The 26,664-nt window shown below is 64.7% G+C and carries 21 protein-coding genes; 2 read left to right on the top strand and 19 right to left on the bottom strand.

Going from position 1 to position 26,664, the window contains the following annotated elements; all coding sequences use genetic code 11:
• Positions 1-70: 70 nt before the first annotated feature.
• The 8 genes from fdhF to XH87_RS23875 all read right to left on the bottom strand — a co-directional run bounded on the left by fdhF (position 71) and on the right by XH87_RS23875 (position 12,285).
• Positions 71-2,839 carry a formate dehydrogenase subunit alpha gene (gene fdhF, locus XH87_RS23910; RefSeq protein WP_271589126.1) on the bottom strand — a complete coding sequence of 923 codons (2,769 nt, stop codon included), beginning with the start codon at positions 2,837-2,839 and terminating at the stop codon, positions 71-73.
• On the bottom strand, positions 2,836-4,539 hold the full coding sequence (locus XH87_RS23905; RefSeq protein ID WP_271589125.1) for an NADH-ubiquinone oxidoreductase-F iron-sulfur binding region domain-containing protein: 1,704 nt from the start codon (positions 4,537-4,539) through the stop codon (positions 2,836-2,838). Before XH87_RS23905 ends, fdhF begins: the two co-directional genes overlap by 4 nt.
• Before the next feature lie 155 nt (positions 4,540-4,694).
• A complete protein-coding gene (locus XH87_RS23900; protein ID WP_271589124.1) occupies positions 4,695-6,347 on the bottom strand; it encodes an OFA family MFS transporter in 1,653 nt (550 codons plus the stop codon).
• A gap of 343 nt (positions 6,348-6,690) precedes the next feature.
• The gene (locus XH87_RS23895; RefSeq protein ID WP_271589123.1) at positions 6,691-8,715 is read right to left on the bottom strand and encodes a sensor histidine kinase; all 2,025 of its coding nucleotides are present in this window, start codon (positions 8,713-8,715) and stop codon (positions 6,691-6,693) included.
• On the bottom strand, positions 8,708-10,135 hold the full coding sequence (locus XH87_RS23890; protein ID WP_271589122.1) for a sigma-54-dependent transcriptional regulator: 1,428 nt from the start codon (positions 10,133-10,135) through the stop codon (positions 8,708-8,710). The genes XH87_RS23895 and XH87_RS23890 overlap by 8 nt, the downstream gene beginning before the upstream one ends.
• 142 nt (positions 10,136-10,277) lie before the next feature.
• On the bottom strand, positions 10,278-10,511 hold the full coding sequence (locus XH87_RS23885; protein WP_035700257.1) for a sulfurtransferase TusA family protein: 234 nt from the start codon (positions 10,509-10,511) through the stop codon (positions 10,278-10,280).
• Positions 10,512-10,678: 167 nt separating this feature from the next.
• Positions 10,679-11,467: an ABC transporter permease gene (locus tag XH87_RS23880; RefSeq protein ID WP_271589121.1), complete on the bottom strand. Its 789-nt coding sequence runs from the start codon at positions 11,465-11,467 to the stop codon at positions 10,679-10,681.
• Positions 11,467-12,285: an ABC transporter ATP-binding protein gene (locus XH87_RS23875; protein WP_158670986.1), complete on the bottom strand. Its 819-nt coding sequence runs from the start codon at positions 12,283-12,285 to the stop codon at positions 11,467-11,469. Before XH87_RS23875 ends, XH87_RS23880 begins: the two co-directional genes overlap by 1 nt.
• 279 nt (positions 12,286-12,564) lie before the next feature.
• Between XH87_RS23875 and XH87_RS23870 the strand changes: the two genes are divergently transcribed.
• The gene (locus tag XH87_RS23870) at positions 12,565-13,347 is read left to right on the top strand and encodes an ATP-binding cassette domain-containing protein (RefSeq protein WP_271589120.1); all 783 of its coding nucleotides are present in this window, start codon (positions 12,565-12,567) and stop codon (positions 13,345-13,347) included.
• Positions 13,344-14,903 (top strand): glycine betaine ABC transporter substrate-binding protein, encoded by a 1,560-nt coding sequence (locus XH87_RS23865; protein ID WP_271589119.1) that lies wholly within the window; start codon positions 13,344-13,346, stop codon positions 14,901-14,903. Before XH87_RS23870 ends, XH87_RS23865 begins: the two co-directional genes overlap by 4 nt.
• Before the next feature lie 88 nt (positions 14,904-14,991).
• Here the strand turns inward: XH87_RS23865 and XH87_RS23860 are convergent, their stop codons facing one another.
• The 11 genes from XH87_RS23860 to XH87_RS23810 form a co-directional block, all read right to left on the bottom strand.
• The gene (locus tag XH87_RS23860) at positions 14,992-15,954 is read right to left on the bottom strand and encodes an ABC transporter permease (RefSeq protein ID WP_035700271.1); all 963 of its coding nucleotides are present in this window, start codon (positions 15,952-15,954) and stop codon (positions 14,992-14,994) included.
• Positions 15,944-16,930, bottom strand: a complete 987-nt coding sequence (locus XH87_RS23855) for an ABC transporter ATP-binding protein (RefSeq protein ID WP_271589118.1) — start codon at positions 16,928-16,930, stop codon at positions 15,944-15,946. The genes XH87_RS23860 and XH87_RS23855 overlap by 11 nt, the downstream gene beginning before the upstream one ends.
• The gene (locus XH87_RS23850; RefSeq protein WP_271589117.1) at positions 16,927-18,093 is read right to left on the bottom strand and encodes a COG1470 family protein; all 1,167 of its coding nucleotides are present in this window, start codon (positions 18,091-18,093) and stop codon (positions 16,927-16,929) included. The genes XH87_RS23855 and XH87_RS23850 overlap by 4 nt, the downstream gene beginning before the upstream one ends.
• Before the next feature lie 234 nt (positions 18,094-18,327).
• On the bottom strand, positions 18,328-20,040 hold the full coding sequence (locus XH87_RS23845; protein WP_271589116.1) for a sulfatase-like hydrolase/transferase: 1,713 nt from the start codon (positions 20,038-20,040) through the stop codon (positions 18,328-18,330).
• A gap of 350 nt (positions 20,041-20,390) precedes the next feature.
• Positions 20,391-21,239 (bottom strand): SDR family oxidoreductase, encoded by an 849-nt coding sequence (locus XH87_RS23840; protein WP_035700278.1) that lies wholly within the window; start codon positions 21,237-21,239, stop codon positions 20,391-20,393.
• Between the two features lie 494 nt (positions 21,240-21,733).
• Positions 21,734-22,753, bottom strand: coding sequence for a ketol-acid reductoisomerase (gene ilvC / locus XH87_RS23835; protein WP_035700280.1), 1,020 nt, complete (start codon positions 22,751-22,753; stop codon positions 21,734-21,736).
• Positions 22,754-22,886: 133 nt separating this feature from the next.
• The gene (locus XH87_RS23830; protein WP_271589115.1) at positions 22,887-23,489 is read right to left on the bottom strand and encodes a LysE family translocator; all 603 of its coding nucleotides are present in this window, start codon (positions 23,487-23,489) and stop codon (positions 22,887-22,889) included.
• A 7-nt stretch (positions 23,490-23,496) separates the two neighbouring features.
• Positions 23,497-24,372 carry an EamA family transporter gene (locus XH87_RS23825; protein WP_271589114.1) on the bottom strand — a complete coding sequence of 292 codons (876 nt, stop codon included), beginning with the start codon at positions 24,370-24,372 and terminating at the stop codon, positions 23,497-23,499.
• Between the two features lie 52 nt (positions 24,373-24,424).
• The gene (locus tag XH87_RS23820) at positions 24,425-25,120 is read right to left on the bottom strand and encodes a class I SAM-dependent methyltransferase (RefSeq protein ID WP_035700289.1); all 696 of its coding nucleotides are present in this window, start codon (positions 25,118-25,120) and stop codon (positions 24,425-24,427) included.
• A 3-nt stretch (positions 25,121-25,123) separates the two neighbouring features.
• Positions 25,124-25,666, bottom strand: a complete 543-nt coding sequence (ilvN, locus tag XH87_RS23815) for an acetolactate synthase small subunit (RefSeq protein WP_035700291.1) — start codon at positions 25,664-25,666, stop codon at positions 25,124-25,126.
• Between the two features lie 24 nt (positions 25,667-25,690).
• Positions 25,691-26,662 carry a threonine dehydratase gene (locus tag XH87_RS23810; RefSeq protein WP_271589113.1) on the bottom strand — a complete coding sequence of 324 codons (972 nt, stop codon included), beginning with the start codon at positions 26,660-26,662 and terminating at the stop codon, positions 25,691-25,693.
• Positions 26,663-26,664: the final 2 nt, after the last annotated feature.

Genomic DNA, 26,664 nt, shown 5'->3' with positions numbered 1-26,664 from the left:
GGGTCCTGGCTTTCGCCAGGACGACGCCGGAGATTGGGGCGGATATCGGAGCCGCCCAGCGCGGGCCGTCCTACTCCGCCGCGTCCCGCATTTCGGCGCGCTCGGCCCTTACCGCGCAGAACTTGAACTCCGGAATCTTGCCGAACGGATCGAGCGCGGGGTTGGTCAAGAGGTTCGCCGCAGCCTCCGCGTAGCAGAACGGCATGAAGACCATGTTCTCGGGCACGTCGCGGTCGGAGCGCACCTTGACCTCGACCGCGCCGCGGCGGGTCTCCAGACGGATGAAATCGCCCGGTGCGAGCTTCTTCCTGCGCATGTCCTTCGGCGACATGAAGGCGACCGCTTCCGGCTCGATCTGGTCGAGCACCTGCGCGCGGCGCGTCATCGAGCCGGTGTGCCAGTGCTCCAGCACGCGGCCGGTCGACAGCACCATCGGATACTCGTCGTCGGGCAGCTCATCCGGCGGGATGACCTTGGCCGGCACGATCTTGCCGCGGCCGCTCGCGGTCGGGAAGCCCGTGGTGAAGATGATCTCGTTGCCGGGCTTGTCGGGAGCATCGGCCGGATAGGTGACCGCGCCTTCGCGCACCAACCGTTCCCAGCTGATGTTCTTCAGCGACGGCATCAGCTCCGCCATCTCGGTGTAGACGTCGCCGGGGCCGGAATAATTCCACGGCAGGCCCATCCGCTTGCCGATCTCCTGGATGATCCAGAGATCCTGCCGTGCGTCGCCCGGCGGCTTGATCACCTGACGCGCGAGCTGCACGCGACGGTCGGTGTTGGTGAACGAGCCCTCCTTCTCGGCGAAGGCCGAGGCCGGCAGGATCACGTCGGCGTGGAACGCGGTCTCGGTGACGAAGAGGTCCTGCACCACGAGATGATCGAGCATCGCCAGCGCCTGGCGCGCATGCTGGAGATCGGGATCGGACATCGCGGGGTTCTCGCCCTCGATATACATGCCCGTGATCTCGCCGGCATGGATCGCGTTCATGATCTCGACCACGGTCAGGCCGCGCACGGGATCGAGATCGTGCTGCCAGAGCTTTTCGAACGCGCCGCGCATGTCGTCGCGGCCGACCGGCTGATAATCCGGCAGGAACATCGGGATCAGGCCGGCGTCGGAGGCTCCTTGCACGTTGTTCTGGCCGCGCAGCGGATGCAGGCCGGTGCCGGGACGACCGACCTGGCCGGTGATCAGCGCGAGCGCAATCAGGCAGCGCGCATTGTCGGTGCCGTGGACATGCTGGCTGATGCCCATACCCCAGAAGATGATCGAGGATTTTGCCCGCGCATAGCTTCGCGCCACCTCGCGCAGCGTCTGCGCCGGGATGCCGCAGATCCGCTCCATCTTTTCCGGCGTGAACTCCTTGATCTTCTCCTTGAGCTCCTCGAAGCCCTCGGTGTAGCCGGCGATGTACTGGTCATCGGTCAGGCCTTCAGCGATGATCGTGTTGATCATCGCGTTCAGCATCGCGACGTCGGAGCCCGGCTTGAACTGCAGATGCATGGTCGCGTGGCGCGACAGCGACTGCCGGCGCGGATCCATCACGAACAGTTTTGCGCCATTCTGCTTGACCGCGTTCTTGATGAAGGTCGCAGCGACCGGATGATTCACGGTCGGATTGGCGCCGATCACGATGATGACCTCGGCATCCATTGCAGCAGAGAACGGCGCCGACACCGCGCCCGAACTCAGGCCTTCGAACAGCGCCGCCACCGACGAGGCGTGGCATAGACGGGTGCAATGGTCGACATTGTTCGAGCCAAAACCGGTGCGCACCAGTTTCTGGAACAGATAGGCCTCTTCGTTGGAGCCCTTCGCCGAGCCGAAGCCCGCCAGCGCCTTCACGCCCTTCTCGTCACGGATCCTGACGAGGCCCCTGGCGGCGATGTCGAGGGCCTCCTCCCAGCTCGCTTCGCGGAAATGGGTGAAAGGATTGGCCGGGTCGACCTGGTCGTTGGCATCCTTCTTCGCATTCGGCAGCCGCACCAGCGGCTTTGTGAGACGATGCGGATGATGGATGTAGTCGAAGCCGAAGCGGCCCTTGACACAAAGGCGATTGTGATTGGCGGGGCCGTCGCGGCCCTCCGCATAGATCACCTTCTCGTCCTTGACCTCATAGGTGACCTGGCAGCCGACGCCGCAGAACGGGCAGAGCGAGTCGACCTTCCTGTCGGCATAGGTAACGCGCGTCTGCGCATCGTCGAGCATCACGGCCGGCATCAACGCGCCGGTCGGGCAGGCCTGCACGCATTCGCCGCAGGCGACGCAGGTGGACTCGCCCATGGGATCGTCGAAGTCGAACACGATTTTCGAATCGTGATTGCGATAAGCCATGCCGATGACGTCGTTGACCTGCACTTCGCGGCAGGCGCGCACGCACAGCCCGCACTGGATGCAGGCATCGAGATTGACGCGCATCGCCGGATGGCTGGCGTCGGTCGCCCAGCGCTCGGCGGCGGGGAAGCGGCTCTCGGTGACGCCCGTCGTCTCGGCCCAGTGCCAGAATTTCGAATCCGGATCGTGCGAGGTCTCGCGCGCCGGCTGGTCGGCGACCAGCAGCTCCATCACCATCTTTTGCGCCGATACCGCGCGCGCGGACTCGGTCTTCACCTTCATGCCGACCGACGGCGTGCGCTTGCAGGACGCCGCCAGCACGCGCTCACCCTCGATCTCGACCATGCAGGCGCGGCAATTGCCGTCCGGGCGATAGTCCGGCGCCGGCGAATAGCACAGATGCGGAATCTCGCGTCCCTGGCGTTTTGCGACTTGCCAGATCGTCTCGCCGGGATTGGCCTCGACCTGCTTGCCGTCGAGCTCGAACGTAATCTTCGTCATTCGGCCGCTTCCTTGAACTCGTCAGGGAAATATTTGATCACGGAGGACAGCGGATTCGATGCCGCCTGTCCGAGCCCGCAGATCGAGGCATCGCGCATCGCCTGGCTCAATTCTTCCAGCAGGGCACGGTTCCAGACCGGCTTCTGCATCAGCAGCGCCGCCTTCTGGGTTCCGACACGGCACGGCGTGCACTGGCCGCAGCTCTCGTCCTCGAAGAATTTCATCAGGTTCAATGCGGCCGCGCGCACGCTGTCCCTTTGCGACAGGATCACGACCGCTGCCGAGCCGATGAAGCAGCCGTATTTTTCCAGTGTGCCGAAATCGAGCGGGATGTCGTCCATCGACGCCGGCAGGATGCCGCCGGACGCACCGCCCGGAAGATAGGCGTAGAACTGATGGCCGTCGGCCATGCCGCCGCAATATTCCTCGATCAGCTCGCGTACGGTGATGCCGGCGGGCGCCAGCTTCATGCCGGGATTCTTCACGCGTCCCGAGACCGAGAAGCTGCGCAGGCCGTGACGCTCGTGGCGGCCATGGTCCCTCCACCAGTCGGCGCCCTTCTCGACGATGTCGCGCACCCACCACAGCGTCTCGATGTTGTTGATCAGCGTCGGCAAACCGAACAGGCCGACCTGGAACGGATACGGCGGCTTGTGCCTGGGCAGGCCGCGCTTGCCCTCGATGCTCTCCAGCAGCGAGGATTCTTCGCCGCAGATATAGGCGCCGGCGCCGCGGCGCATGTGCAGCGTCGGACCTCCCGGCGGGAGCTTTGCGATCTCGCGTTCGAGGATCTCGCGCGAGGCCGGATATTCGTCGCGCAGATAGATGTAGACGTCGGAGGCCTGGACCACATGCGCGCCGATCAGCATGCCCTCGATGAACCGGTGCGGATCGGTTTCGAGATAGTAACGATCCTTGAACGTACCGGGCTCGCCTTCGTCGCCGTTGATCGCCATCAGCCGCGGGCCGGGCTCGCCCAGCACTGCGCGCCATTTGCGCCCCGTCGGGAAGCCGGCGCCGCCGAGGCCGCGCAGCGAAGCGTCGTCGAGCGCCTTCAGGAGATCGTCCTTCGAGAGTTCGCCCGAACGTACGCGATTGAGCAGCTTGTAGCCACCGCCGGCGACATAGGCGTCGTACTCGGTATGCTCAGGCAGATGCACGTGCGTGTCGCCGGCCTTGGCCGCCGCCATCACATTGGCGACGGTGGCGTGATCGACGAAGTTGTGACCGACTTCCGCGGCAGGCGCAGTATCACAACGGCCGACGCAGGGCGCGCGCACGACACGGATACCGGGGCCCGAGGCGCTCTGCAAATCCTGCAAGAGCTTCTCGCCGCCGAGCATCGCGCAGGTCAGCGAATCGCAGACGCGGATCGTCAGCGGCGCGATGTCGGGCTCGCCTTCCTTCACCACGTCGAAATGGGCGTAGAAGGTCGCGGTCTCGAACACCTCGGCGAAGGCGAGCTTCATCTCGTCGGCAAGCGCCGCCAGATGCGCAGCCGAGATCTGGTGATACTTGTCCTGGATCAGGTGCAGATATTCAATCAGCAGATCGCGCCGCCGCGGCCTGTCGCCGAGCAGCTGCTCGATCTCGTGCGCGGCCGTGGGGTCGACCTGGCGCCCCTTGGGCGTCGCCTTGGCTCGCTTCCGCCCCTCGCCCGGATGTTCGAACGAGCGGACCTGTTGCACGTCGTGGCTCATCACTGCGTCTCGTAGACCTTCTTTGGAACAGGTCCAACCCTATCTCTTGGCATACCAGATGCCAACTGAATTCTTGCGCTCGAATAGGCATTTAAGGGCATGCAGCCAACAATGCCGCATGCCCTCTAGATGCCCCCGCGAAGGGATTTGCGCGGTCAGAGGATCTTCACCGCGCTCTCCAGCGTCTTGTAGACACCCCAGGCCAGCGGAACTCCGACGAAGGCCCAGAACAGCGCGGCCTTGAGGTCCAAGCCGCCCGTGCCGATACCGAACGAGCCGTGCTTGATCGTTGCCTCCCCCTTGGCACTTGCAGCCTGAAGTTTGGCGACCTCCTCCTCGCTCATGTTCCACTTCGGATCGACCGGCTTGATCAGGTAATTGCAGATCAAGCCGGCGATCAGCATGGCACAAAGAATGTACATGGTCGTGTTGTAGAGCTGGTCGCGCGGCACCCCGGCCGCAAGCTGGAACTCGCGGATGTAGTTCACCACCACCGGACCGATAATGCCAGCGGTCGACCACGCCGTCAGCAGCCGGCCGTGGATGGCGCCGACGAACTGAGTTCCGAACATGTCGGCGAGATACGCCGGCACGGTGGCGAAGCCGCCGCCATACATCGACAGGATGATGCCGAAGCCGAGCACGAACAGCAGCTTCGAGCCCATCGCCGCGAAGGTCGGCGCCAGCGCGTAGAGTGCGATGCCGAGGACGAAGAACGTGTAGTAGGTGTTCTTGCGCCCCATGAGGTCCGACATCGACGCCCAGAAGAACCGACCGCCGATGTTGAACAATGACAGCAGGCCGGCGAAGCCCGCAGCGATCGCCGCGATCGTGGCTTTCTGCTCAACCGAGAGCTGGCCGAAGGTCAGCTCCGGATGCCCGATCAGCTTGCCTGCGAAGATCTCCTGGAGCATGGGCGAGGCCATGCCGATCACACCGATACCCGCCGAGACGTTCAGGCAGAGCACCCACCAGATCAGCCAGAATTGCGGCGTCTTGTGCGCGTTGTCGAGGTGCACGTGGTGCTCGGTGATCATCGACTTCTTCTCGCTCGGCGGCGTCCAGCCCTCGGGCTGCCAGCCGGCCGGCGTCACGCGATAGGCGAAGGCCCCGATCATCATGAAGACGAAGTAGACCACCCCCATCGTGACGAAGGTCTCCCAGACACCGACGGAGGCGGGCGTCTTGAAGTAGTTGATCAAGAGATTGGCGAAAGGCGCTCCAATCATGGCACCGCCGCCGAATCCCATGATGGCCATGCCAGTCGCCATGCCGCGACGATCCGGAAACCATTTGATCAAGGTCGACACCGGGGAGATGTAGCCGAGCCCCAGTCCCACGCCGCCGATGACGCCACAACCGAGCCACGTGATCCAGAGCTGGTGGACGTAGACGCCGAAGGCACCGATCAGAAGCCCGCCGCCCCAACAGCAGGCGGCGACGATGCCCGCCTTGCGCGGACCGGCGCGCTCGAGCCAGCCGCCCCAGATCGCGGCGGAGACACCCAGCAAGACAAAGAACAGCGTGTACATCCACCCGAGGCTGGCGACCTTCCAGTCGCAGCTCGTGGTGAAGAGCTCCTGCCACAGCGACATGTCCGGGCAGGCCTTCGGCGCCGTGATGCCGATCGCACGCGACAGCGGCAGCCAGAACACGGAGAAGCCGTAGGCCATGCCGATACAGAGATGGATGCACAGGGCAGCCGGCGGCACCAGCCAGCGATTGAAGCCGGCCGTCGCGATCGTGCGTTCACGATCGAGGAAGCCGGGAGCACCAACCGGTGCAAGAACGGTATCGGCAGTCGTCATAAGCATTACCTCCCAGGCGCGGCCTTGCCGGCACATCGGTTTGAGACCGGTCGTGTGCGAGCTCGGCAGCCGCGCATGACAGGTCGGACTTCATGCCGAAGCGGAATCATCTGGTGCGCATCGCGTCATGTGCGCCGAGCAAGCAACTGATCGCGGGTGATGTCCCTTCGCCTCGCAAGCAGCGTTGCAGTGACGGCTATCGCGCCCTCATCCCCCTCAACACCCTGTCTTGAGATGAGCAACGCGCGTGCCAGAAGTCGCACCGTGATGATTCAACGACTTCCCGCAGCGCAACGTGCTGCGCCGGACAGAATGTCCGGAAATCCTCGGACAAAATGTCCAATCAGGTCGCTTCCGGCAGCCACACCGTGAATGTACTTCCCCAACCGACCCGGCTTTCGGCCGTGATCTGTCCGCCCTGGCGCTTGATCAGCGTCTGGCTGATGGAGAGGCCGAGCCCGGTGCCTTGCCGCTGTTTCGTGGTGTAGAAGGGATCGAATATCTTCTCGATCACCTCGGTGCTCATGCCGATGCCGGTATCAGTGACTTCGATGGCGACGCCTCGATGGCCGTCGCGCTCGGCATCGAAGGAGCGAAGCGTCAGGGTTCCGCCGTCCGGCATGGCATGGATCGCGTTGACGATGAGATTGACCAGGACCTGCTGCAGCTCGTTGCGGTTCATCAGCACGAGCCGGTTGGCCCGGTCGTCCCGGACCAGGGCGATCTCGGTCTTGTTCAGAAGATGCTGCACCAGCGGTAGGCAGTCGGAGATGACGCTTGTCGGCGCATGGCGCTCGACATAGCCGGCATATTCCTCCGGCCTTGCAAACTGCAACAGCTTGGTCACGATCTGGCTGATGCGGTGAATCTGCTCGTCGAGCAGGCGAAACTCGACCTTCGCCCTGTCGGCATCGTCCCCGAACACGCTGCGGATGACGTCGAGATTGCCCTGCATCACCGCGATCGGATTGTTGATCTCGTGCGCAACCCCGGCGGTGATCTCGCCGATCGCAGCCAGCTTCTCAGACATGATGAGCTGCTTGGTGGTTGCCTCGAGCTTGAGATTGGCGTGCTCGAGGTCCCGGGTGCGCTCCCGCACGCGGACGTTCAGCTCCTCATTCCATTCCCGGAGCTGTCGGTCGCGTTCCTGGATCTGGTCGAGCAGGCTGTCGAGATGAACCGCGACGCGGCCGATCTCGTCACCCAGCACCGGCATCCTGGTGCGGGCGGAGAGGTTGCCGCGCTCCACCTCGGTAATCGTCGCCGTCACGCGCTCCAGCGGCATGAAGATGGAGCTCGCCCAGCGCAGGAAGATCGGTACGGTCGCGGCGGTGATGGCGACGAACGCTGCGATGATGATCACCAATGTCTGGTATTTGGCTTCGCTGAACGGCTTCTCCAGAAAGCCGACATAGAGCATGCCGACCCGCTTGCCGTAACTGTCGACCAGCGGCTCGTAGGCGGAGATGTACCAGTCATTGACCACGAAAGCGCTGTCGAGCCAGGTGCGCCCCTCGCCCAGCACGGCCGAGCGCACCGCCGCCGACACGCGCGTGCCGAGAGCGCGCCGTCCCTCGAACAGACGGACGTTGGTCGATATCCGCACATCGTCCAGGAACAGCGTCGCAGTGCCCTGGCTGCCCTCCGGCAGGCTCGCCGCGCGATAGACCAGATCGTTGATCGTGTCGATGAATTCGAGATTCTGGTTGAGCAGTGTGCCGCCGACCAGTGCGGCGGCACCGCCGTCAGGCAGCATCGCCCGGCTCGCCGCATGCACGACCATGCCGCGCGTCTCCGTGCTGCGGTCGGTCGGCACCGCGTTCGGGGTCGGCACGAGATCCAATCGCGCGCGCTCAGCCAGGGTCGGCGAAATTGCGGCGAGCTCGTCATTGCTGAAAATGTCGACGCCGGTTGCAGAGACCTGCCCCGACAGCGCCGACATGATGATCGGCCAGTCATGTCTCGGTTGATGCTGCAGCGGCGGCGATGAGGCCAGGACATCGCCGCGGCCGTTGGTCAGATAGAGGAAATCGAGACCGATTTCCTTTCGGGTCTCGTCGAGCAGATCCCGCAGGGAGCCGCGCGCATCCGGCGCCAGCACCTCGTGGAAGCGGGCCGACAGGCTGAGCGCCCGGATCTGGACGCCGGTCTTTTCCAGGATGCGGGCGAGATATTGGTGAGCGATGGTGAGATCGCCGTTCACCTTGGAGATCAAGGTCGCGTCGAACTTCGCGTTCCAGCGATAGATCGCAACGCCGAGCAGGAGCGGCAGGATGACCAGCATCGGCAGCAGCGCGATCGCGAGCAGCCGGAAGCGCACGGAGCGTCCCCGCACGGGCTCGGCGCTGCGACCGGCAGCATCAGACATCCCACAACGCGCATTTGCGGTCGATGGTCTTGCGCGAGATACCAAGGCGCCGAGCCGCCTCCTCGCGATTGCCATTGACCTCCTTCAGCACGCCGAGAATGTGACGGCGCTCGAGTTCCGCGAGACTGTCGGCAGGCGACGACTGACCGTCGCGGCGGGGACCGGCGAAATCGTCGGGGAAGGCTCCGAGGATCAGCGTGCGCTCGATCAGATTGCGCAGCTCGCGCACGTTGCCCGGCCAGTCATAGCTTGCGAGTGCCGACTGCACCGAGGCGTCGATCGGCACCGGCGGCATGCCGAGCTGAACCGACAGCTTGCTCATGAAGATAGCGGCAAGCTCCTGCACGTCATCGCCGCGATCCTTCAGGAGCGGCAGGTGGATCTGCATCACGTTGAGCCGGTAGAACAGGTCGGCCCGGAAACGGCCTCTCTCGACCTCCTTCTGGAGCTCGGCATTGGTTGCGAAGATGAAGCGCAGGTCGACCGGAACTTCGCGCTCGGAGCCAACCGGACGGACGCGGCGGTCTTCAAGCACGCGGAGCAGCTTGCTCTGCATCGGCGGCGGCAGCTCCCCGATCTCGTCGAGGAACAGCGTGCCGCCATGCGCGTATAGGAACAAGCCCTCGCGCCCCGAATCGGCGCCGGTGAAGGCTCCCTTGATGTGTCCGAACAGCTCGGCCTCGATCATCTCGGGCGGGATCGCCGCGCAATTCACGGGCACGAAGGGCTTGTCGGCGCGGTCGGACAGCGAGTGGATCGAGCGCGCGGCCACTTCCTTGCCGGTGCCGGATTCGCCGGTGAGCAGAACCGAGGTGGGCAGGCGCGCGACGCGTGCGATGGTCTCACGCACGCGCAGCGTCGCTGCCGACTGTCCGATCAGATTGTCGCGCAGAAAGGTGCGGTCGGACGAGGCACGCAAAGCATAGCGCAGGACGTAATTCTCGCGCTGGAGGCGGACACGGTCGAGGCATCGTGCCACCGCGTTGAGGATCTGGTTGGAGCGGAACGGCTTGAGCACGAAATCGGCCGCACCGGCGCGCAGGGCCTGGATCGCAGTGTCGAGGTCGGCATAGGCGGTGATCAGGATGGCGTCGGCGAAAAAACCGACGGCGCGCTGCTCGGCGAGCCAATCGACGCCGTTCTTGCCTGGCATGATGTTATCGAGAATGACGACGTCGTAGCGGTTGGAATCGAGCTTGCGCGATGCCTGGTCGGTATCGGCCGCCTCGTCCACCAGCTTGCAGCGCGGCGCAAGCGTGCGCACCAGGAAATTGCGCATGCCCGGCTCGTCGTCGACGATCAGGATGGAGGCCTGCGCCAGCGCGCTGAACTCCGGCCCTGCAGCCGTCTTGCCGAGCTTGACGGCAGGCTCGCGGCCCACCGCGGGGCTTGCGCCTGCCCTCGATGTCGAGAATGTCATGCCCGATGTCTTAGGTTTGAGAGTCTTAGGTTCGAGATCATCCACCGCAACAATCGGCGTCTTTCGCATTGCAGCGAAGCTCCGGCCGTTTCCCCCGCAGGCGCAGCATAGTCAAACGTCGCCGCCGTGAACATTCGCCTTTCTACGGGGCGCCGCTCTTTTCGACCAGGAACACGATGCGCGCTTCGTTGCGCTCGGTGATCTCGACCTTGTCGCCGGTCTCGCGGATCAGGTTCGGAATGTCAATCACCGACAAGGGATCGGTGCAGTGAACCTCCAGCTGATCACCCGGCTGCAAAGGCTTGAGCGCCTTGCGCGTCTTCAGGGCGGGCAGCGGGCATTTCAGTCCGGTGAGATCGAGCGTCGTTCTGGTCATGGCCGCAACATGGCGGGACGAAGCGATGGCGTCAACGGAAGGCCTCCAAAGCGTGATGAGATCAGGTCTGATTGCTGCAACGGCAGAGGTGCCTGCCTCTCCCGCAAGGCAAGCGGGAGAGGTGAGCTCCTCCAGCGGCACGCGGCACGCAGAAATGAATTTGCGCCCTACCCGCGCCCTTCCGACGCGGTCGGCCGCCACACCAGGAGGCGGCGCTCCGCGAGCGTCACCCCGAAATCGATCAGGATGACGAAGGCCGAGAGCACGAACATGCCGGCGAACACGCCGGCAACGTCGAACACGCCCTCGGCCTGCTGGATGAGATAGCCGAGCCCCGCCGCCGATCCCAGATACTCGCCGACGACCGCGCCGACCACGGCAAAACCCACCGAAGTGTGCAGCGAGGAGAACATCCACGACAGCGCCGACGGCCAATAGACGTGCTGCATCAACTGCCGCTCGCTCATGCCGAGCATGCGGCCGTTGTCGAGCACGGTGCGGCTGACTTCCTTCACACCCTGATAGACGTTGAAGAAGACGATGAAGAACACCAGGGTGACGCCGAGCGCGACCTTGGACCAGATGCCGAGGCCGAGCCACAGCGCGAAGATCGGCGCCAGCACGACGCGCGGCAGCGCGTTGACCATCTTCACGTAGGGGTCGAACACTGCGGCGACCAGCGGCTGGCGCGCGAACCAGAAGCCGACCAGCACGCCACCGAGCGATCCGATCACGAAGGCGAGGATCGATTCCGCCAGCGTGATCCCGAGATGCTTCCAGATGACGCCTGAAGCGAACCATTTCACGATCTGGCTGAACACGTCGAACGGATTGGAGAAGAAGAACGGCGGCAGCAGGATCTTGCCGAATACCGGGACGGTCGACAGCACTTGCCACAGCACGATGCAGACGACCGCGACCAGGATTTGCAGCGCCAACAGCATCAAGCGCGACATCAGACCGCCTCCGCCGCGTGAGCGGGTTGCGCGTAGCCCTTCATCACCTCGTCCTTCAGCACGCTCCAGATCTCGCGATGGAGCGCATGGAATTCCTTGTCCAGGCGCACCTCGAAGATGTCGCGCGGGCGCGGCAGGCTGACGCGCCAGTCGCCGATGATGCGCGAGGACGGCCCGGCCGACATGATCACGACGCGGTCGGCGAGCGCGATCGCCTCTTCGAGATCGTGGGTGACGAACAGCACGGCCTTGCGGTCCGCATTCCAGAGATCGAGCAGCAGGTTGCCCATGACCTGGCGGGTCTGTGCATCGAGCGGCCCGAACGGCTCGTCCATCAGGAGAATCTTGGGATCGCGAATCAGCACCTGCGCCAGCGCCACGCGCTTGCGCTGGCCGCCGGACAGCATGTGCGGATAGCGGCCCGCGAAGGCACCGAGACCGACCGACGTCAGCCATTTTTGCGCCCGCGGCAGCGCTTCGGCGCGCGGCGTGCCCTTGATCTCGAGCCCGATCGCGACATTGTCGAGCGCGGTCTTCCACGGGAACAGCGCGTCGGCCTGGAACAGGTAGCCGGCATCCCGGTTCAGCCCCGCCAGCGGCCGGTCGAAAATCTGGACGCTGCCAGCGGCGGGCTTCAGCAGCCCGGCTGCGACGTTGAGCAGCGTCGATTTCCCACAGCCGGTCGGGCCGACGATGGCGACGAACTCGCCCTGGGCGACCGCGAGATGGGCCTTCTCGACTGCCGTATAGACCCGCCCGTCCCCGAGGCGGAACGCGACCTTGGCATCTTCCAGCGCCACTGCCGTGGGCGTCGTCATGGGCGTCCTCCGAATTCAGGCCGATGCCTTAGCCGCTCGCGCGGCCAAGTTCAATCAAGCCGCCAAGCGTGCTACGCATGGGGTGCCGGGGCGCTCTTACCCTCCCCTGGAGGGGGAGGGTCGTTGGGCATGCAGCGAAGCGAAATGCACAACGGGGTGGGGTGACGGTCTCTCCGCGTCGAACACTGCCCGTGTTGAGAGATCACCCCATCCCGCCCGCGCTTCGCGCGAGCGACCCTCCCCCTCCAGGGGAGGGTAAGGAAGAATGAGCCACGTCGGATGCCTTCCAAACCAGCCATCAGCTACCAACACGTCACCAAGAGCTTCGGCTCCCTCAAGGCCGTGAACGATGTAACGCTCGACGTCGCCGAGGGCGAGTTTGTGGCGATCGTCGGCGGCTCGGGCTCGGGCAAGACCACGCTGCTGCGGCTCGCCAACCGGCTGATCGAGGCCGACGGCGGCACCATCACGGTCGAGGGCGAGGACGTGAGGAAGGTCGATCCGGTCGCGCTGCGGCGACGGATCGGCTATGTCTTCCAGAGCGGCGGGCTGTTTCCGCACTTGAGCGTCGCCGACAATATCGGGATCACGCCAAGGCTGCTGGGCGAGCCGTCGGCTGCAATCGCAATGCGCGTCGACGAGTTGCTGGAGCTGGTGCAGCTCGAGCGGGCCGCGCATCGCGACCGTCTGCCGGAAGCGCTCTCCGGCGGCCAACGCCAGCGCGTCGGCGTGGCGCGGGCGCTCGCGGCAAGGCCTCGCATCGTTCTGATGGACGAGCCGTTCGGCGCGCTCGATCCCCTCACCCGCGATGCACTCGGCGACGACTATCGTTCGCTGCATCGCAGGCTCGGCCTGACCACCGTGATGATCACCCATGACATGACGGAGGCGATTCTGCTCGCCGACCGCATCGCAGTGATGCGCGGCGGACAGCTGCTCGCGCAGGGCACGCCCGATGAGCTCACCAGGAGCGGCGACGCCTACGTGCTGGAGCTGCTGCGCACGCCGCGGCGCCAGGTCGAGCGGCTGAATGCGCTGTTGCCGCAGAGCGGTGCGGCATGAGCCTCCTCGCCGATCCGCGCTGGGGCGAAGCGCTGGCGCATCTGCCCGACTATCTCGGCAACCATGTGCGGGTGAGCCTTGCCGCACTGGCGCTCGGTCTCGCCGTCAGCCTGCCGCTGGCGATCCTCACGCGCAATCGCCCGGCACCGCGCGCCATCCTGCTCGCATTCGCCAGCATCGTGCAGACCGTGCCTGGGCTGGCGCTGCTTGCGCTGTTCTATCCGCTGCTCCTGCTGGCTGCTTCCGTCGCGCTGGCCTGGTTCGGCGTTTCCTTCTCCGCGTTCGGCTTCCTGCCGGCGATGCTGGCGCTGGCGCTCTATTCGATGCTGCCGGTGCTGCGAAACGGCATCACCGGGCTCAACGGCATCGATCCCGCGCTGATCGAAGCCGCCAAGGGCGTCGGCATGACCGGGCGGCAGTCGCTGGTCATGGTCGAGCTGCCGCTGGCGCTGCCGGTGATGATGGCGGGCATCCGCACCGCCGCAGTCTGGGTGATCGGCACCGCGACGCTATCGACTCCGATCGGGCAGACCAGTCTCGGCAATTACATCTTTGCCGGACTCCAGACCCAGAACTGGGTGTTCGTGCTGTTCGGCTGCCTGGCCTCGGCCCTGCTCGCGCTCGCCGTCGATCAACTGCTTGGCCTGATCGAGAACGGCCTGCGTCGTCGCAACCGTCTGCGCGCAGCGCTCGGCTGCGCCGGGCTCGCGGCCCTCGTCGCCGCAACCCTGGTGCCGACGATGGGGCGCTCCTCGCAGGGCTACGTCGTCGGCGCCAAGACATTTGCCGAGCAATATGTGCTGTCGGCGCTGCTCAGGGACCGTCTCCAGGCCGCCGGTCTGTCCGCGACGGCGCGCTCGGGCCTCGGCTCAAGCGTGATCTTCGAGGCGCTGAAGGCCGGCGACATCGATCTCTATGTCGACTATTCCGGCACGCTTTGGGCCAACCAGCTCCATCGCACCGACATCAAGCCGCGCGCGGTGCTGCTCGCGGAACTGAAAACGGCGCTCGCCAGGGACAACATCTCCCTGTTCGGCGAGCTCGGCTTCGAGAACGCCTATGCGCTGGTGATGCCGAAGCAGCGCGCCGAGGCACTCGGCATCCGCAGCATCGCCGATCTCGCCGCGGACGCATCGACGATGTCGATTGCCGGCGACTACGAGTTCTTCTCGCGACCGGAATGGGCCGCCCTGCAAAAGGCCTACGGCCTTTCGTTCCGCGCCCAGCGTCAGATGCAGCCGGATTTCATGTATGCGGCGGTTGCCAGCGGCGAGGTCGACGTGATCGCCGGCTACACCAGTGACGGCCTGATCGCGAAGTACGACTTGGTCACGCTCGACGATCCCAAGCACGCGATCCCGCCCTATGACGCCATCCTGCTGCTCGCGCCGAAACGCGCCGGTGACGAGCGGCTGAAGGCCGCACTCAGCCCCCTGCTCGGCAAGATCGACATCGCCACCATGCGCGAAGCCAATTTGCGTGCCAGCGGCAACGACGCGAACTCATCGCCGGATGCGGTGGCGAAGTGGCTGTGGGGAACGATCAGGCACCGATAGGCACAGTCGAGGGGGTGGCCGCGATGGGGAATTCCGGCCACCCCCTCTCGCCCGTCTCCTGGAGGAAGAGAGGGCGATGCCGATCCGCTCACGCCCTCACCTCCTGCCGCTGGAACAGCACATAGCTGAACGCGAACAGGATGATGGTGCCGGCAACGAGGCCGACGGTCTGCGGCCATGCGATCATGATGCTTTCGCCGAACGGAAGCGGCGCGCCGATCACGGCGCCGCGAAGTTGATCGAGGAACACGGGCCCGAGCGTGCGCGTCGTCGGCGACAGCACGGCCAGCATCGCCTCGCCGAACAGGTCGTTCGGCGACAGTCTCAGCAATTCCTGCGTCCAGACAGCGGTCGCCGGATCGTTCAGGCCGAGCAGCGCATAGCGAGGATCGGACGGCGCAATCAACTGCGCCACGGCCGGGGCCAGCATCGGCCAGAGCACCGTCAGGAACAGCCAGATGCCCAGCGAGACCAGCGCCGCCGTGGCGGCCGACCGGAACACTGTGGACAGCAGCATCGCAAGCGACAGCCAGACCCCAGCGTAGAAGATCGCCACGACCAAGAAGACCAGCGATCTTGCAATTTCTTCTCCGCCGGGAGGTACACCGAGGAAGAGCAGACCGAGACCGATGACAAGCAGCCACAAGGCGGCAAGGCTGATGCCTATCGTGGCAAGCGCCGCAAGGAACTTCCCCATCAGCAGCGCGTCGCGGTAGATCGGCTGTGCCAGGATACGCGACAGCGTCCGCCGGCTGTGCTCGCCATTGACGGCGTCGAAGCCGAGCCCGATCGCCATCAGCGGAATGAGAAAACCGAGGATCGCGACGAAAGACGGCAGCGGCGCCTGGTCGGTCGTGAACAGCCGCAGCAGGAGAAACGGATCCTCGGCCGTGGTCTGCCTGAGGCTGCTGATCGCCTCATAGAGCGCCGCCAAGGCCGTGAACACGATCAGGAGTTCCAGCATCAGCATCCGGATGCTGGAGACGTGATCGGCGAGCTCCTTGACGAACACGGTCGACAGTCCCTGGAACGGTGATCCCTCACGCCGCATGACGAACGTCTCCCGCGGGCTGCGCCTGGAAACAGTGCGCATAGATTGCTTCGAGGCTCGGCTCGTCCACCGACAGCTTTCGCAGGGCTCCATCGACCGCGACAACGGCGCGGGCCGCGTCGGGCCGCACATCGCGCTCGGCCGTCATGCGGAAGCGGTCGTCCGCGAGGGTCTCCACCTTGGTCACGCCCGGGATCAGCGCAAGCCGCCGGGCGATGCCGGCCCCCTCGGCCTCGACCTCAACGACGAAGCCCGCGCCAAGCACCTTGACCGCAAGCTCCGGCACGGCTCCCATCAGCTCGATCCGCCCGGCCCGGAACAGCGCGACGCGATCGCAGACACGCTGCACCTGGTCGAGCATGTGGGAGGACAGCAGCACGGTGACGCCCTCGGCTTTCAGCTCGCCGATCAATCCGAGGAATTCCTGCGTCGCCTGCGGATCAAGCCCGGAGGTCGGCTCGTCCAGGATTGCGATCTCGGCGCGCTTCACGATGATCTCGGCCAGGCCCAGCCGCTGCCGCATACCACGCGAGAAGGTCGCGACAGGCTTGGCGGCGACCTCGGCGAGACCAACGCGGGCGAGCGCCGCCTCGATCCGTCCTGCCCGCTCGGCGCGCGCGAGGCCCATCAGCTTGGCCGTGTAGGCGAGGTTTTCAGCGGCCGTGAGCTGATCGTAGAAGCCGACGGCGTCGGGCAGATATCCGACACGCCGCTTGACCTTCAGCGGCTCCCGCGCCGGATCGAAGCCGAGCACGCCGACCTCGCCGGACGATATCTCGGTCAGGCCGAGCATCATCAGGATGGTCGTCGTCTTGCCGGCGCCGTTCGGGCCCAGCAGGCCGAACACCTCGCCGCGGGCGATGCCGAAGTCGACGGCGTCGACGACGACGGTTCTTCCATAGCGTCTGGTCAACCCCCGCGCACTGATCACGAGATCTCGCCGCTCGTTTCTGGTCTCGCTCTGTTGCTCGGTCATCGGCGTCCGAACCTCGCTACTGCGCCCAGCATCAAGAGGAGTGCGAGGCCGATGACTCCGGCGCCCGCAACGCCCCAAACCGTCGATGTGGCGACGGTGATGCGGAACTGGCTGGAAGCACTTTCCCCGCGCGATGTCGCGCGGATGGTGGCCTGATAGTCGCCGGCCAGCGACTTGTCACTGGGCGTGAGCAGCGCCTGCACCTCGCTGTCCTTGCCGGGCACGAGGCGATCGATCGTCGCCGGCTCGAACGTCACCTTCCAACCGCTCGGCGCCGTGCCGGCCAGTGCGATGTTCTCGGCCGGTGCCGTGCCAGTGTTGGTGACGACGACCGGTATCGAGCTTTGCTTGCCCGCAACCGCACGCGCGCTCAAGAGGCCGTCGCGCCCGGTGATCTGGAGCTGGGGTTGGCCGACGATGTCGAGCGCAAGTTCGGTGGAGGCCGAGGTGTCCTCCGCCTTCACCGTCACCTTGACGGGGAAATGACCCGCGTCGACGGTGGTGGGCGGACGCACCTTCAGCTTGATCTCCTTGGACTGCCCGGCATCGATGGGGATCGAGGACAGCTCCTGCGTGCCATACGCCTCGGTGAACGAGGTCTCGAAATTGGTCGGCGCCTCTGCGGCGAAGCTTGCCACGAGGTTGCGGCCCGAATCGTTCTTGATCGAAAGGGTGTAGTCGAAATTGGACTTCGGGCTGCCGCGCAGCGAGGGCAGGCTCGACTTGACGGTTAGTTTCGCGGGCAGCTCCTTTGCGAGCGACACCGCGATCGGAAGCTCCGCGCTTGCACCCTGCCCTTCGGCCCGGACCGTGACGGTATGCGCGCTGAGATCGCTGCCGGCGGGCACGTCGAGCCTGAGCTGAAGTGCGACATTGCCATCAGCAGCGGGCATCGCAGCGCCGACCGGCTGGCCGCCACCGAGCAGCGTCGCGGTCCAGCCGCTCGGCACGCCTGCGACTGAAAGCTGGTAACGTTCCGGCGCCAGACCGTAATCCTGCAAGCGCAGCGAAACATTGGTCGTGGTGCCGGGCTGCACGGTGATCGCCGGATAGTCGGTCATGAGATAGAGGCCCTTGATGTCGTGCGTGGCTTCAGCCGCATGGACGGCCGGGCTCAGCAGCACGAGGGCAAATGCAAGACGCGCAGCATCAAGCGCTCGCATGGACGATACTCCTGCAAGGAAGGTGGATCACGAATGGGCATCGCGCCGCCGGAAAGACGATGGTGACGGCGTGTCGGATGATGGGAGCAATCGTGACGAAGTTTTGGAAGTGGAGTGGCCCGTCAATTACAAGTCGGTGATTTCGGGCATATTCGGCTCAGACTTTAGTTCAAAAATTTCTGCGCGAGGAAAAGATTACGAAGCCGTAATGCAAACGGGACGCAAGCGCGTCCGCTACAGCCCCGTGATCATCCCCGCGTCGATCAGCAGCCGGTTCAGCCGCCGCGCCTCGGCGCCGTCCTTGCAGCCGTAGAAGATACCCTTGCAGCGGAGCATGATCTCCTTCTGCTCGGCGAAGGACGGGTCGAGCGGTATGCCGGCGGTCTCCTGGATCACCAGCGGCAGATAGGGGCCGTCGATCGTGTCCATCACGGCCGCGCTTTTCACCGGCTCGAAATTGACGGCGTCGACCGCATAATAAGTCGCGTAGAGACGCGGATCGTAAGCGTCGAGCTTCTTGCCGAGTGCGCCCTCGTCGAGCCCGGGCTCGAGGATGGCAGGCGCGAACTCCGGCTGATGATCGCCGTAGCGCACGATCAGGAAGGGCTCGCCCGGAAAGGTCTTCTTCAGCCCTGCGACGAAAGCCTTGTACTGCTCGGCGCTCATGGCCTGCCGGCGCAGATATTCGTCGATGAACGGCGCATTGCCCGCCGCGCGCCAGTTCGGCAGCAGGTCGGGTCGGAACCGCGTCTCCCACGGGAAATGGTTGGCGCCGAGATAGATGAAGGTGAACAGCGGCTTGTTCGGCGGCTGCTGGCCCATCAGCTGGAGCGCCTTGTCGTAGAAGAAGCTGTCGGGCTCGACATCCTTCGCGCCGAGGTCTCTCGCATCGAGAAAGCGCTCGATGCCGGTCGTCATCTGGAAGCCGCGCGCGCCCATGAAGCCGCCATAGGCGGGATAAAGCGACAGCGTGTCGTAGCCGCAACGGCGCAGCGCCAGCGGCAAGCCGCGCTCGACACGGCTCGAGGCGATCCGCGTCACGAAATAGGCGAAGCGTCCGAACGAGCGCGAGGAGAGCCCTGCAAGCACGTTGTATTCGGTGAACCAGCTCGGTCCACCATTGCTCTCGGCCAGGAACGTGCGCTGCTTCCCGTCCCAGGACTTGAAGTGGCTGCCATAGCCCTGCGGCACCTTGATCCCTTGCGCGGCACGGATGTCGAAGCTCGATTCATCATGGATCATGATGATGTTCGGCCGGCGGCCGGCGGGATAGCAGGCATCGACGAGCGGTATGTTGAGCCGTTCATTGGTCGCAGCGGCCGCCTCCATGAAACCGTACTGCGCGAAGTCCGACACCGCGGTGACGCCCGAGCGGAAGAATTTCGAGAGATAGCCGTCGTCGTAGTAGCCGCGCCAGGCTTCATCCGGATGATAGAGCGAATACCCGACAAGCCCGGCGAGGCAGGCGAGCTTGCAGGCCAGCGCCGGCAGGCGGCGGACGCGGAACGGATCGAGCCACCACAGCGAATACATCAACGGCAGCGTGACGAGGCCGGCCAGGATCACCGACCAGCGCAAATTCGGGAAGATCGTGAACAGGAACGCGACGGTGTCGCGGTCGATCATCATCAGATCGATGAAGTTCACCGTCATCTGCACGACGTCGTGCTTGAGCCGCGACAGCAGAACCAGCACGACGACCAGGGTCAGCGATAGAGCGCCCGAGAGCGCCGGCCGTCGCAGCAGCGTGATCCAGAAGAAGTTCAGGATGCCCCAGGCGAGCGCGAAGGACAGGTGCGAACCGAAATCGGTCTCGGTCTCGAACATCAGCGCGAGCGCAGCAAGATGCGGCGCTGCAACCGCGAGCAGGCGCCAGATGCCGAGCGCGGCGACGCTCGCCAGCACGGCGGTCGTGGCAGAAGGACCAGGATTGGGCGCGGACGCCATCGAAAATACGCTAAACTTCAACTCCGGCCCGGTGATGCCAAGCCGACCGGCCAGGGCGCGGCGCAGCCGGAAGCCTGCACCGTGTCATAAAACTGTAACGGAACCGTCAAGGACAGGCAACGCGCGGTGCGGTCCGACCTTGGCTCAATGTAAGCAAGCGGCGAAGCGCCGCATGGCGGCTGCCGAAGCCGCCCGGCCGTGCCAGGGCTTTGCGATCCCTGCGATGAACAGGTCGAGCACCCTCTGCTCAATTCGCAAGTTGCAGCGCAGCATCGATCAAAGCGCGGCCGAGATCACCGTGGTGATACGGCCCGGCTTCGGATGCGGGGCGGTGGGGCGACGTGCCGGCATCACTGCGGCAGCAACCCGAGCCGCTTGGCGATGATGCGGTCGAGTGTCCGCTTCGGCAGCAGGGCTGCGATCACGTGGCGCATCGGGTCCGGCGTGATCTGATAGCGCACCTTGGGGCTTGCCGCGGTCAGCGCCTCGAACACGATTTCGGCAATGCGCTCGGCCGGCAGGCCCTTCGCGCCGAGCTCCGTCATGAAGGCCATCACCTTGTTGAGCGCCGGCAGATAGGGCGAGTTCTTGTAGACGGACAGATCGATCTGTTCGGCCTTGCTCCAGATCGGCGTCTTCACCGCGCCGGGGGCGACGATGATGACGTCGATGCCGAACAGCATCAACTCGCGGCGCAGGCTTTCCGACAGTCCCTCGATGGCGTGCTTGGAGGTGCAGTAGGGCGCCGACAGCGGATTGCCGTTCTTGCCCGCAACCGAGCTCATCATCACGATCCGACCCTTCGGTCCCTTCAACGACGGATCGGCGCCGAGCAGCGGCCCGAACACCTGTGTCGCGATGACGGGGCCGATGACGTTGATGTCCATCTGGCGGCGGAAATCGTCGGCCGACAATTCGAGCACGGGACCGGCGACCGCGATGCCTGCATTGTTGACGAGGCCTGCCAGCGTCTCGCCGCCCAGTGCTTCGCGGACTGTTCGCCCGGCAGCAAGGACTGCGGCCTCGTCGGTGACGTCGAACAGGAGCGGGGTGAAATTGGCGCCGAACTCACCCTGGAGCCGGTCGGCGTCCGCCTGCTTTCGGACGCTGCCGAAGACGCGATAGCCGCGCGCGACCAGAAACTTCGCAATGGCCCAGCCGATACCGGTGGACGCACCGGTGACGACGACAGATCGCATGGTCCTCTCTCCAGGAGTTCCCCCGCAAGATCATGTGGGAGCGAAGGTGCCGGGTACGCAATGGCGAGTGATCTCGATGAGATGGACGCGAGATGAGAATACGGATGAAGAGCCGAATCCTTGGCCCTGAAGATGCAGACGTTTTTGGTGTTCTGAAGGTCGCCAAAAAATCCGAGAAACCACGCGATTTCAAGAATGTGATTTAAATGTCAGTTCTTCGCATTCAGGCCGGCGCCGTCGGCCCGCGAAGAATTTGAATGAAGCGGCAATGCTTCGCGCGGGATGGAAAGAACGATATCGCCGTTTGCGATCTCGCTCGAACGTAGGCGCGAAGATTTAAAATTTGGTTTGGCGAGCGAAGCTTGTGTTCACTCGTGTCCCGGACGAGGCGCGGCGCGTAAGCGATGTGCCGCAGAGCCGGAACCCAGGAAACGCAATGTCCCCCGGATCGGCAACGCACCACGGCATGATGCGCTGCGTCCGGGAGCGACGACTTAGTTCTTCGACTTGTCGACCAGCGCGCCCTTCTTGATCCAGGGCATCATGTCGCGCAGCTTCGCGCCGACTTCCTCGATCGGGTGCGCGGCGAGCTTGGCGCGGGTCGCCTTGAACGAGGTCTGGTTGACCTTGTTCTCGAGCATCCAGTCGCGGGCGAACTTGCCGCCCTGGATGTCGGCGAGAACCTTGCGCATCTCCTTCTTGGTCTCGTCCGTGATGATGCGCGGACCGGTGACGTACTCGCCATATTCGGCGGTGTTGGAGATCGAGTAGTTCATGTTGGCGATGCCGCCTTCATAGATCAGGTCGACGATCAGCTTCACTTCGTGCAGGCACTCGAAATAGGCCATCTCCGGCGCGTAGCCGGCTTCGACCAGGGTTTCGTAGCCACCCTTGATCAGCTCGACCAGGCCGCCGCAGAGCACCACCTGCTCGCCGAACAGGTCGGTCTCGCACTCTTCCTTGAAGGTGGTCTCGATGATCCCGGCGCGGCCGCCGCCGATGGCGGAAGCATAGGACAGGCCGAGGTCATGGGCGTTGCCCGAGACGTCCTTGGCGATCGCAATCAGGCAGGGCACGCCGCCGCCGCGCTGATATTCCGAGCGCACGGTGTGGCCGGGGCCCTTCGGGGCGATCATCAGCACGTCGAGGTCGGCGCGCGGATCGAGCAGGTTGAAGTGGACATTGAGGCCGTGCGCGAACACCAGGGCGGCGCCCTTCTTCATGTTGTCGTGCAGATGCTCGCGATAGATGTCGCCCTGAAGCTCGTCCGGCGTCAGCATCATGACGAGGTCGGCCCATTTGGCGGCTTCGGCAACTTCCATCACCTTGAAGCCGGCGTTCTCCGCCTTCTTGGCCGAGGCCGAACCCTTGCGCAGCGCAATGGCGACTTCCTTGACGCCGGAATCCTTCAGGTTGAGCGCATGGGCATGGCCCTGGCTGCCATAGCCGACGATGGCGACCTTCTTGCCCTTGATCAGGTTCAGGTCGGCGTCGCGATCGTAGTAAACACGCATGGTCGTTTCCTCGTTCAGGGCCGAAAATCGGCCAATGGTCAGTGTCCGAATGGTGAAATTTGCGGATTTCGGGGGCTGTCTAGAGCATTTTCAGCCCTGAGGGAAACCCGTTTCTGCATGGAAATCCGCGACATCATGCATCCATGAAAACGGGGTAGAGGGAAGCGAGCAGCAGGACCGCCATCAGGATATTGAAGGCGCGGACCAGCCGCGCCGAGGTCAGGACCGGGCGCAGCGCGGTGCCGAACAGAGCCCAGACCACGGTCGAGACCGTGCCGACGATCAGGCTGATCATGGTCTGGATGGCGATGTTGAGCGGGAATTGGGCGATTGCGGCATAGGCGGTGATGGTACCGATGACGATCACCCAGCCCTTGGCGTTGATCCACTGAAACATCGCCGCGCCCCAGAAGGTCATCGGGCCGCGGCCGCCCCCCTCGTCCGGCTTGGTTGGACCGGACATGGCGATCACAGCGGCAAGGTAAACGAGATAGGCGGCCCCGGCATATTTCAGCATGGTCTGGAGGATCGGATAGGCCAGGAATACCGTGCCGAGCCCGAGGCCGACCGCGGCCACCATGAAGGCAAAGCCGATGACGATCCCGACGATGTGCGGGACGGTGCGGCGGAAGCCGTAGGTGAGGCCGGAGGACAGCAGCATGATGTTGTTCGGCCCGGGCGTGAAGTACATCACCACCATGAACGCGAGAAAGGCATAGAATAGCGAGTAGGTCATATTCACCTCACGCAGTCTTCGGCAGGACTTGCGGGCGTCTCGCCAGCACCATCACGGCGATACCGCCGACCACGGTCAGCATGCCGGCCAGGCGCAACGGTCCGAAGCGCTCGCCGAACACGATGCTGGAGGCGGCCGAGCCGACGAACGGCACCAGCAGCGCGAACGGCACCACCTGCGCGGCCGGATAGTCGCGCAGCAGGCGGCCCCACAGCCAATAGGCGATGCTGGTGGAAATGCCGCCGAGCATCAGCATGCAGAGCGCCGTCGTCAGGGATATCTGTGTCAGCGATGTCCAGGTCGGCGCCGGTCCATCGGCGATCAGTGCCAGCGCGAACAGCGGCACGGCGGCGCTGAGGCACAGCCAGGCGAAAAGATCGAACATCGGCACGCCGCGTGCCTGGCGCAGCAAGAGATTGCCAACCGCAAAGCTGATCGGGGAGATCATCAGCACCGCGAAGGCGGCAACGCTGAAGTCGTAGCCGACCGTTCCGCAGATCATCAGCAACCCGGCAGCGGCGATCATGATACCGAGCGTCTGCACCGGCGTCGGGCGTTCGCCGAAGACGAGCGCGGCGAAGCCGATCGTGAACAGCGCCTGGCTCTGCACGACGACGGAGGTCAAACCCACCGGCACGCCATGGGCGATGCCATAGGCCTGGCTCAGGAACTGGCCGAGGAACAACGTGAAGCTGATCGCGATCAACAGCGACCAGGCGATCTTCGGCTTGGGAATGAACAGGCACGGCACCGCGGCGATGGCAAAGCGCAGCGCCGTCATCAGCTCCGGCGATAGCTCGTCGAGCGCCATTCGGCTCGCCACGAAGGCAAGCCCCCATACGATCGCCACCATGACGGCGATGAGGATGTCGGCCGGCTTCATTGTTTTTTCCGGTTCTGTCTTGTCGTGCAGCCTTGCTTATTCTTGTTCTCGTCTAGCCTTGCTTGCCGGCTTTCGGTTTTCGCAGCAGATAGGTGCCGTGCATGGGGGCGTGGTAATCGGCCGAGACCAGCGTGAAGCCGACGTCGGTCAGCATCCGCTCCATCACCCAGCCGAACGTGGAGTATTCGTCGCGCATATGCGTCACCACGCTCTCCCGCGCGAAATCGTGGTTCTTGATCTGGAAGTCGGCCCATTGGTCGACGTCGCGCTCGATCGCGTCAGGCATCGCTGTGTAGACGATGTCGCGCAGATAAAAGCTCGCACCCGGCTTCAGTGCGCGATAGATCCGCGACATCGCCACCGCCTTCCAGAAATCCGGCAGATGGTGCAGCGTGAACTCGCTGACGATCAGATCGTAGGACTCGGGGCGGTAGGCGAAGCTGAGCAGGCCTGCCGACTGGGTGCGCACGGGCGCCTTGCGGTCGCGGGCGTAGATCTCGGCGAGCGCCAGCATCGCCGGCGAGATGTCGATGGCGTCGACCTCCGCGCCCATCAGCGCGGCCTCGGTCGCCAGCACGCCGTTGCCGCAGCCGATATCGGCGATACGCCAGCCGCGCTGCACACCGAGCATTTTCAGCGCGGCGCGCGCCCGCAGATCGGCATCGTCATGGTTGTCGTAGATCGACGCCACGGCGGGCTCGATCCCCATCCGGTTCCGCTCGTTGTAGTACCAGTCCCGCGCCAGCATGGCTCACATCCCTTCAGGCCCGCGACCGATCGCGGCAACACCGGTGCGCGACACCTCGACAAGGCCGAGCGGGCGCATCAGGTCGATAAATTGATTGATCTTGTCCGTATTGCCTGTGATCTCGAACACGAAGCTCTCGGTGGTAGCGTCGATCACGCGGGCGCGGAACGCATCCGCCAGCCTGAGCGCCTCGACCCGGTGCTCGCCCTGCCCGCGCACCTTGACCATCGCCAGCTCGCGCTCGATCGAACGCCTGGTCAGGGTCATGTCGACGACCCGGTAGACGGGGATCATGCGGTCGAGCTGGTGCTTGATCTGCTCGATCACCATCGGCGTACCCGTGGTGACGATGGTGATGCGCGACAGATGCTTCTGGGCCTCGGTCTCCGAGACCGTGAGGCTCTCGATGTTGTAGCCGCGCCCCGAGAACAGGCCGATCACGCGCGCGAGCACCCCCGGCTCGTTCTGCACGAGCACCGAGAGCGTGTGCGTCTCGTTGGGATCGTGACGGTCCTCGATGAAGTAGGCGGATGCGGGCTGGTTCACTTGTCGTCCCCTCTTGTCTCTCCGTCACGCCATCGCTGGCGCGCCCGTCCCGACCCAACGGCGGAACAGATCGAAATCGATATTGCCGCCGGACAGTACGAGACCGACGCGCTTGCCCGACAGTTTCGTCTTCTCCTGAAGTGCCGCGGCGAGTGGGGCCGCTCCGGCGCCTTCGGCGAGATTGTGCGTGTCGGTCCAGTAGGCGCGGATCGCTGCAGCGACTTCGTCGTCGGTGACCTGCACGATGCGCGAGGCGCCCTTGCGGATCAGGGCGAACGCATCCGGGTCTGGAATGCGCGTCGCCATGCCGTCGGCGAGCGTATTGCTGGTTTCGGTCGTGACGATCCTGCCCGCAGCAAACGAGAGCGCGTAGGACGGCGCCTCAGTCGATTGCACGCCGACGATCTCGGTCTGCAGGCCCAGCAGGTCGCGCGCCATGATGCAGCCGGAAATTCCGGAGCCCTGTCCGATCGGCACATAGAGAACGTCGAGATCCGGCGCCGTCCGGAATAGTTCGAGCGCATAGGTGGCGACGCCGAGCACGAGATCCGGGTGGAACGACGGCACCATGTGCAGGCCGGTAAACTGGGCGCGCCGCTGGGCCTCCTCGGCGGCCGCCTGAAAGTCCTCGCCATGCTCGACCAGCTCGGCACCAAACGCCTTCATGGCGCGGTTCTTCTCGGCCGAATTGCCCCGCGGCACGTAGATCACGGCGGGAATGCCGTGGCGAGCTGCGGCAAAGGCCAGGCTCTGGCCGTGATTGCCGCGCGTCGCCGAGATGATGCCGGGCGTTTTCGGCCGCTCGCGCTTCAGCCGGTCGAGATAGACGAGCCCGCCGCGCACCTTGAAGGCGCCGATCGGGGTGTGGTTCTCGTGCTTGACGACGACCTCGGTCCCAAGACGTTCAGCGAGCAGCGGCCAGGCATGCGCCGGCGTTACCGGCACCGCCTGCCCCACGATCGCGTGTGCGCGCTCGAGCTCGTTCAGGTCGAACATGG

Source organism: Bradyrhizobium sp. CCBAU 53415 (genome assembly GCF_028128735.1).
Classification (GTDB): domain Bacteria; phylum Pseudomonadota; class Alphaproteobacteria; order Rhizobiales; family Xanthobacteraceae; genus Bradyrhizobium.
The sequence above is the reverse complement of the archived record's forward strand: the minus strand, read 5'-3'. Positions and strand labels throughout refer to the sequence as shown.

What these genes read in the sequence shown, in the direction of transcription:
- XH87_RS23830 (WP_271589115.1), bottom strand. Translation starts at nt 23,489, where the DNA reads ATGACCTACTCGCTATTCTATGCCTTTCTCGCGTTCATGGTGGTGATG.
- XH87_RS23840 (WP_035700278.1), bottom strand. Translation starts at nt 21,239, where the DNA reads ATGCGATCTGTCGTCGTCACCGGTGCGTCCACCGGTATCGGCTGGGCC.
- XH87_RS23855 (WP_271589118.1), bottom strand. Translation starts at nt 16,930, where the DNA reads ATGACCGAGCAACAGAGCGAGACCAGAAACGAGCGGCGAGATCTCGTG.
- ilvC (WP_035700280.1), bottom strand. Translation starts at nt 22,753, where the DNA reads ATGCGTGTTTACTACGATCGCGACGCCGACCTGAACCTGATCAAGGGC.
- XH87_RS23905 (WP_271589125.1), bottom strand. Translation starts at nt 4,539, where the DNA reads ATGAGCCACGACGTGCAACAGGTCCGCTCGTTCGAACATCCGGGCGAG.
- XH87_RS23895 (WP_271589123.1), bottom strand. Translation starts at nt 8,715, where the DNA reads ATGTCTGATGCTGCCGGTCGCAGCGCCGAGCCCGTGCGGGGACGCTCC.
- XH87_RS23880 (WP_271589121.1), bottom strand. Translation starts at nt 11,467, where the DNA reads ATGTCGCGCTTGATGCTGTTGGCGCTGCAAATCCTGGTCGCGGTCGTC.
- XH87_RS23885 (WP_035700257.1), bottom strand. Translation starts at nt 10,511, where the DNA reads ATGACCAGAACGACGCTCGATCTCACCGGACTGAAATGCCCGCTGCCC.
- XH87_RS23875 (WP_158670986.1), bottom strand. Translation starts at nt 12,285, where the DNA reads ATGACGACGCCCACGGCAGTGGCGCTGGAAGATGCCAAGGTCGCGTTC.
- XH87_RS23890 (WP_271589122.1), bottom strand. Translation starts at nt 10,135, where the DNA reads ATGACATTCTCGACATCGAGGGCAGGCGCAAGCCCCGCGGTGGGCCGC.
- XH87_RS23865 (WP_271589119.1), top strand. Translation starts at nt 13,344, where the DNA reads ATGAGCCTCCTCGCCGATCCGCGCTGGGGCGAAGCGCTGGCGCATCTG.
- XH87_RS23845 (WP_271589116.1), bottom strand. Translation starts at nt 20,040, where the DNA reads ATGGCGTCCGCGCCCAATCCTGGTCCTTCTGCCACGACCGCCGTGCTG.
- fdhF (WP_271589126.1), bottom strand. Translation starts at nt 2,839, where the DNA reads ATGACGAAGATTACGTTCGAGCTCGACGGCAAGCAGGTCGAGGCCAAT.
- XH87_RS23820 (WP_035700289.1), bottom strand. Translation starts at nt 25,120, where the DNA reads ATGCTGGCGCGGGACTGGTACTACAACGAGCGGAACCGGATGGGGATC.
- XH87_RS23900 (WP_271589124.1), bottom strand. Translation starts at nt 6,347, where the DNA reads ATGACGACTGCCGATACCGTTCTTGCACCGGTTGGTGCTCCCGGCTTC.
- XH87_RS23870 (WP_271589120.1), top strand. Translation starts at nt 12,565, where the DNA reads ATGCCTTCCAAACCAGCCATCAGCTACCAACACGTCACCAAGAGCTTC.
- XH87_RS23825 (WP_271589114.1), bottom strand. Translation starts at nt 24,372, where the DNA reads ATGAAGCCGGCCGACATCCTCATCGCCGTCATGGTGGCGATCGTATGG.
- XH87_RS23860 (WP_035700271.1), bottom strand. Translation starts at nt 15,954, where the DNA reads ATGCGGCGTGAGGGATCACCGTTCCAGGGACTGTCGACCGTGTTCGTC.
- XH87_RS23850 (WP_271589117.1), bottom strand. Translation starts at nt 18,093, where the DNA reads ATGCGAGCGCTTGATGCTGCGCGTCTTGCATTTGCCCTCGTGCTGCTG.
- XH87_RS23810 (WP_271589113.1), bottom strand. Translation starts at nt 26,662, where the DNA reads ATGTTCGACCTGAACGAGCTCGAGCGCGCACACGCGATCGTGGGGCAG.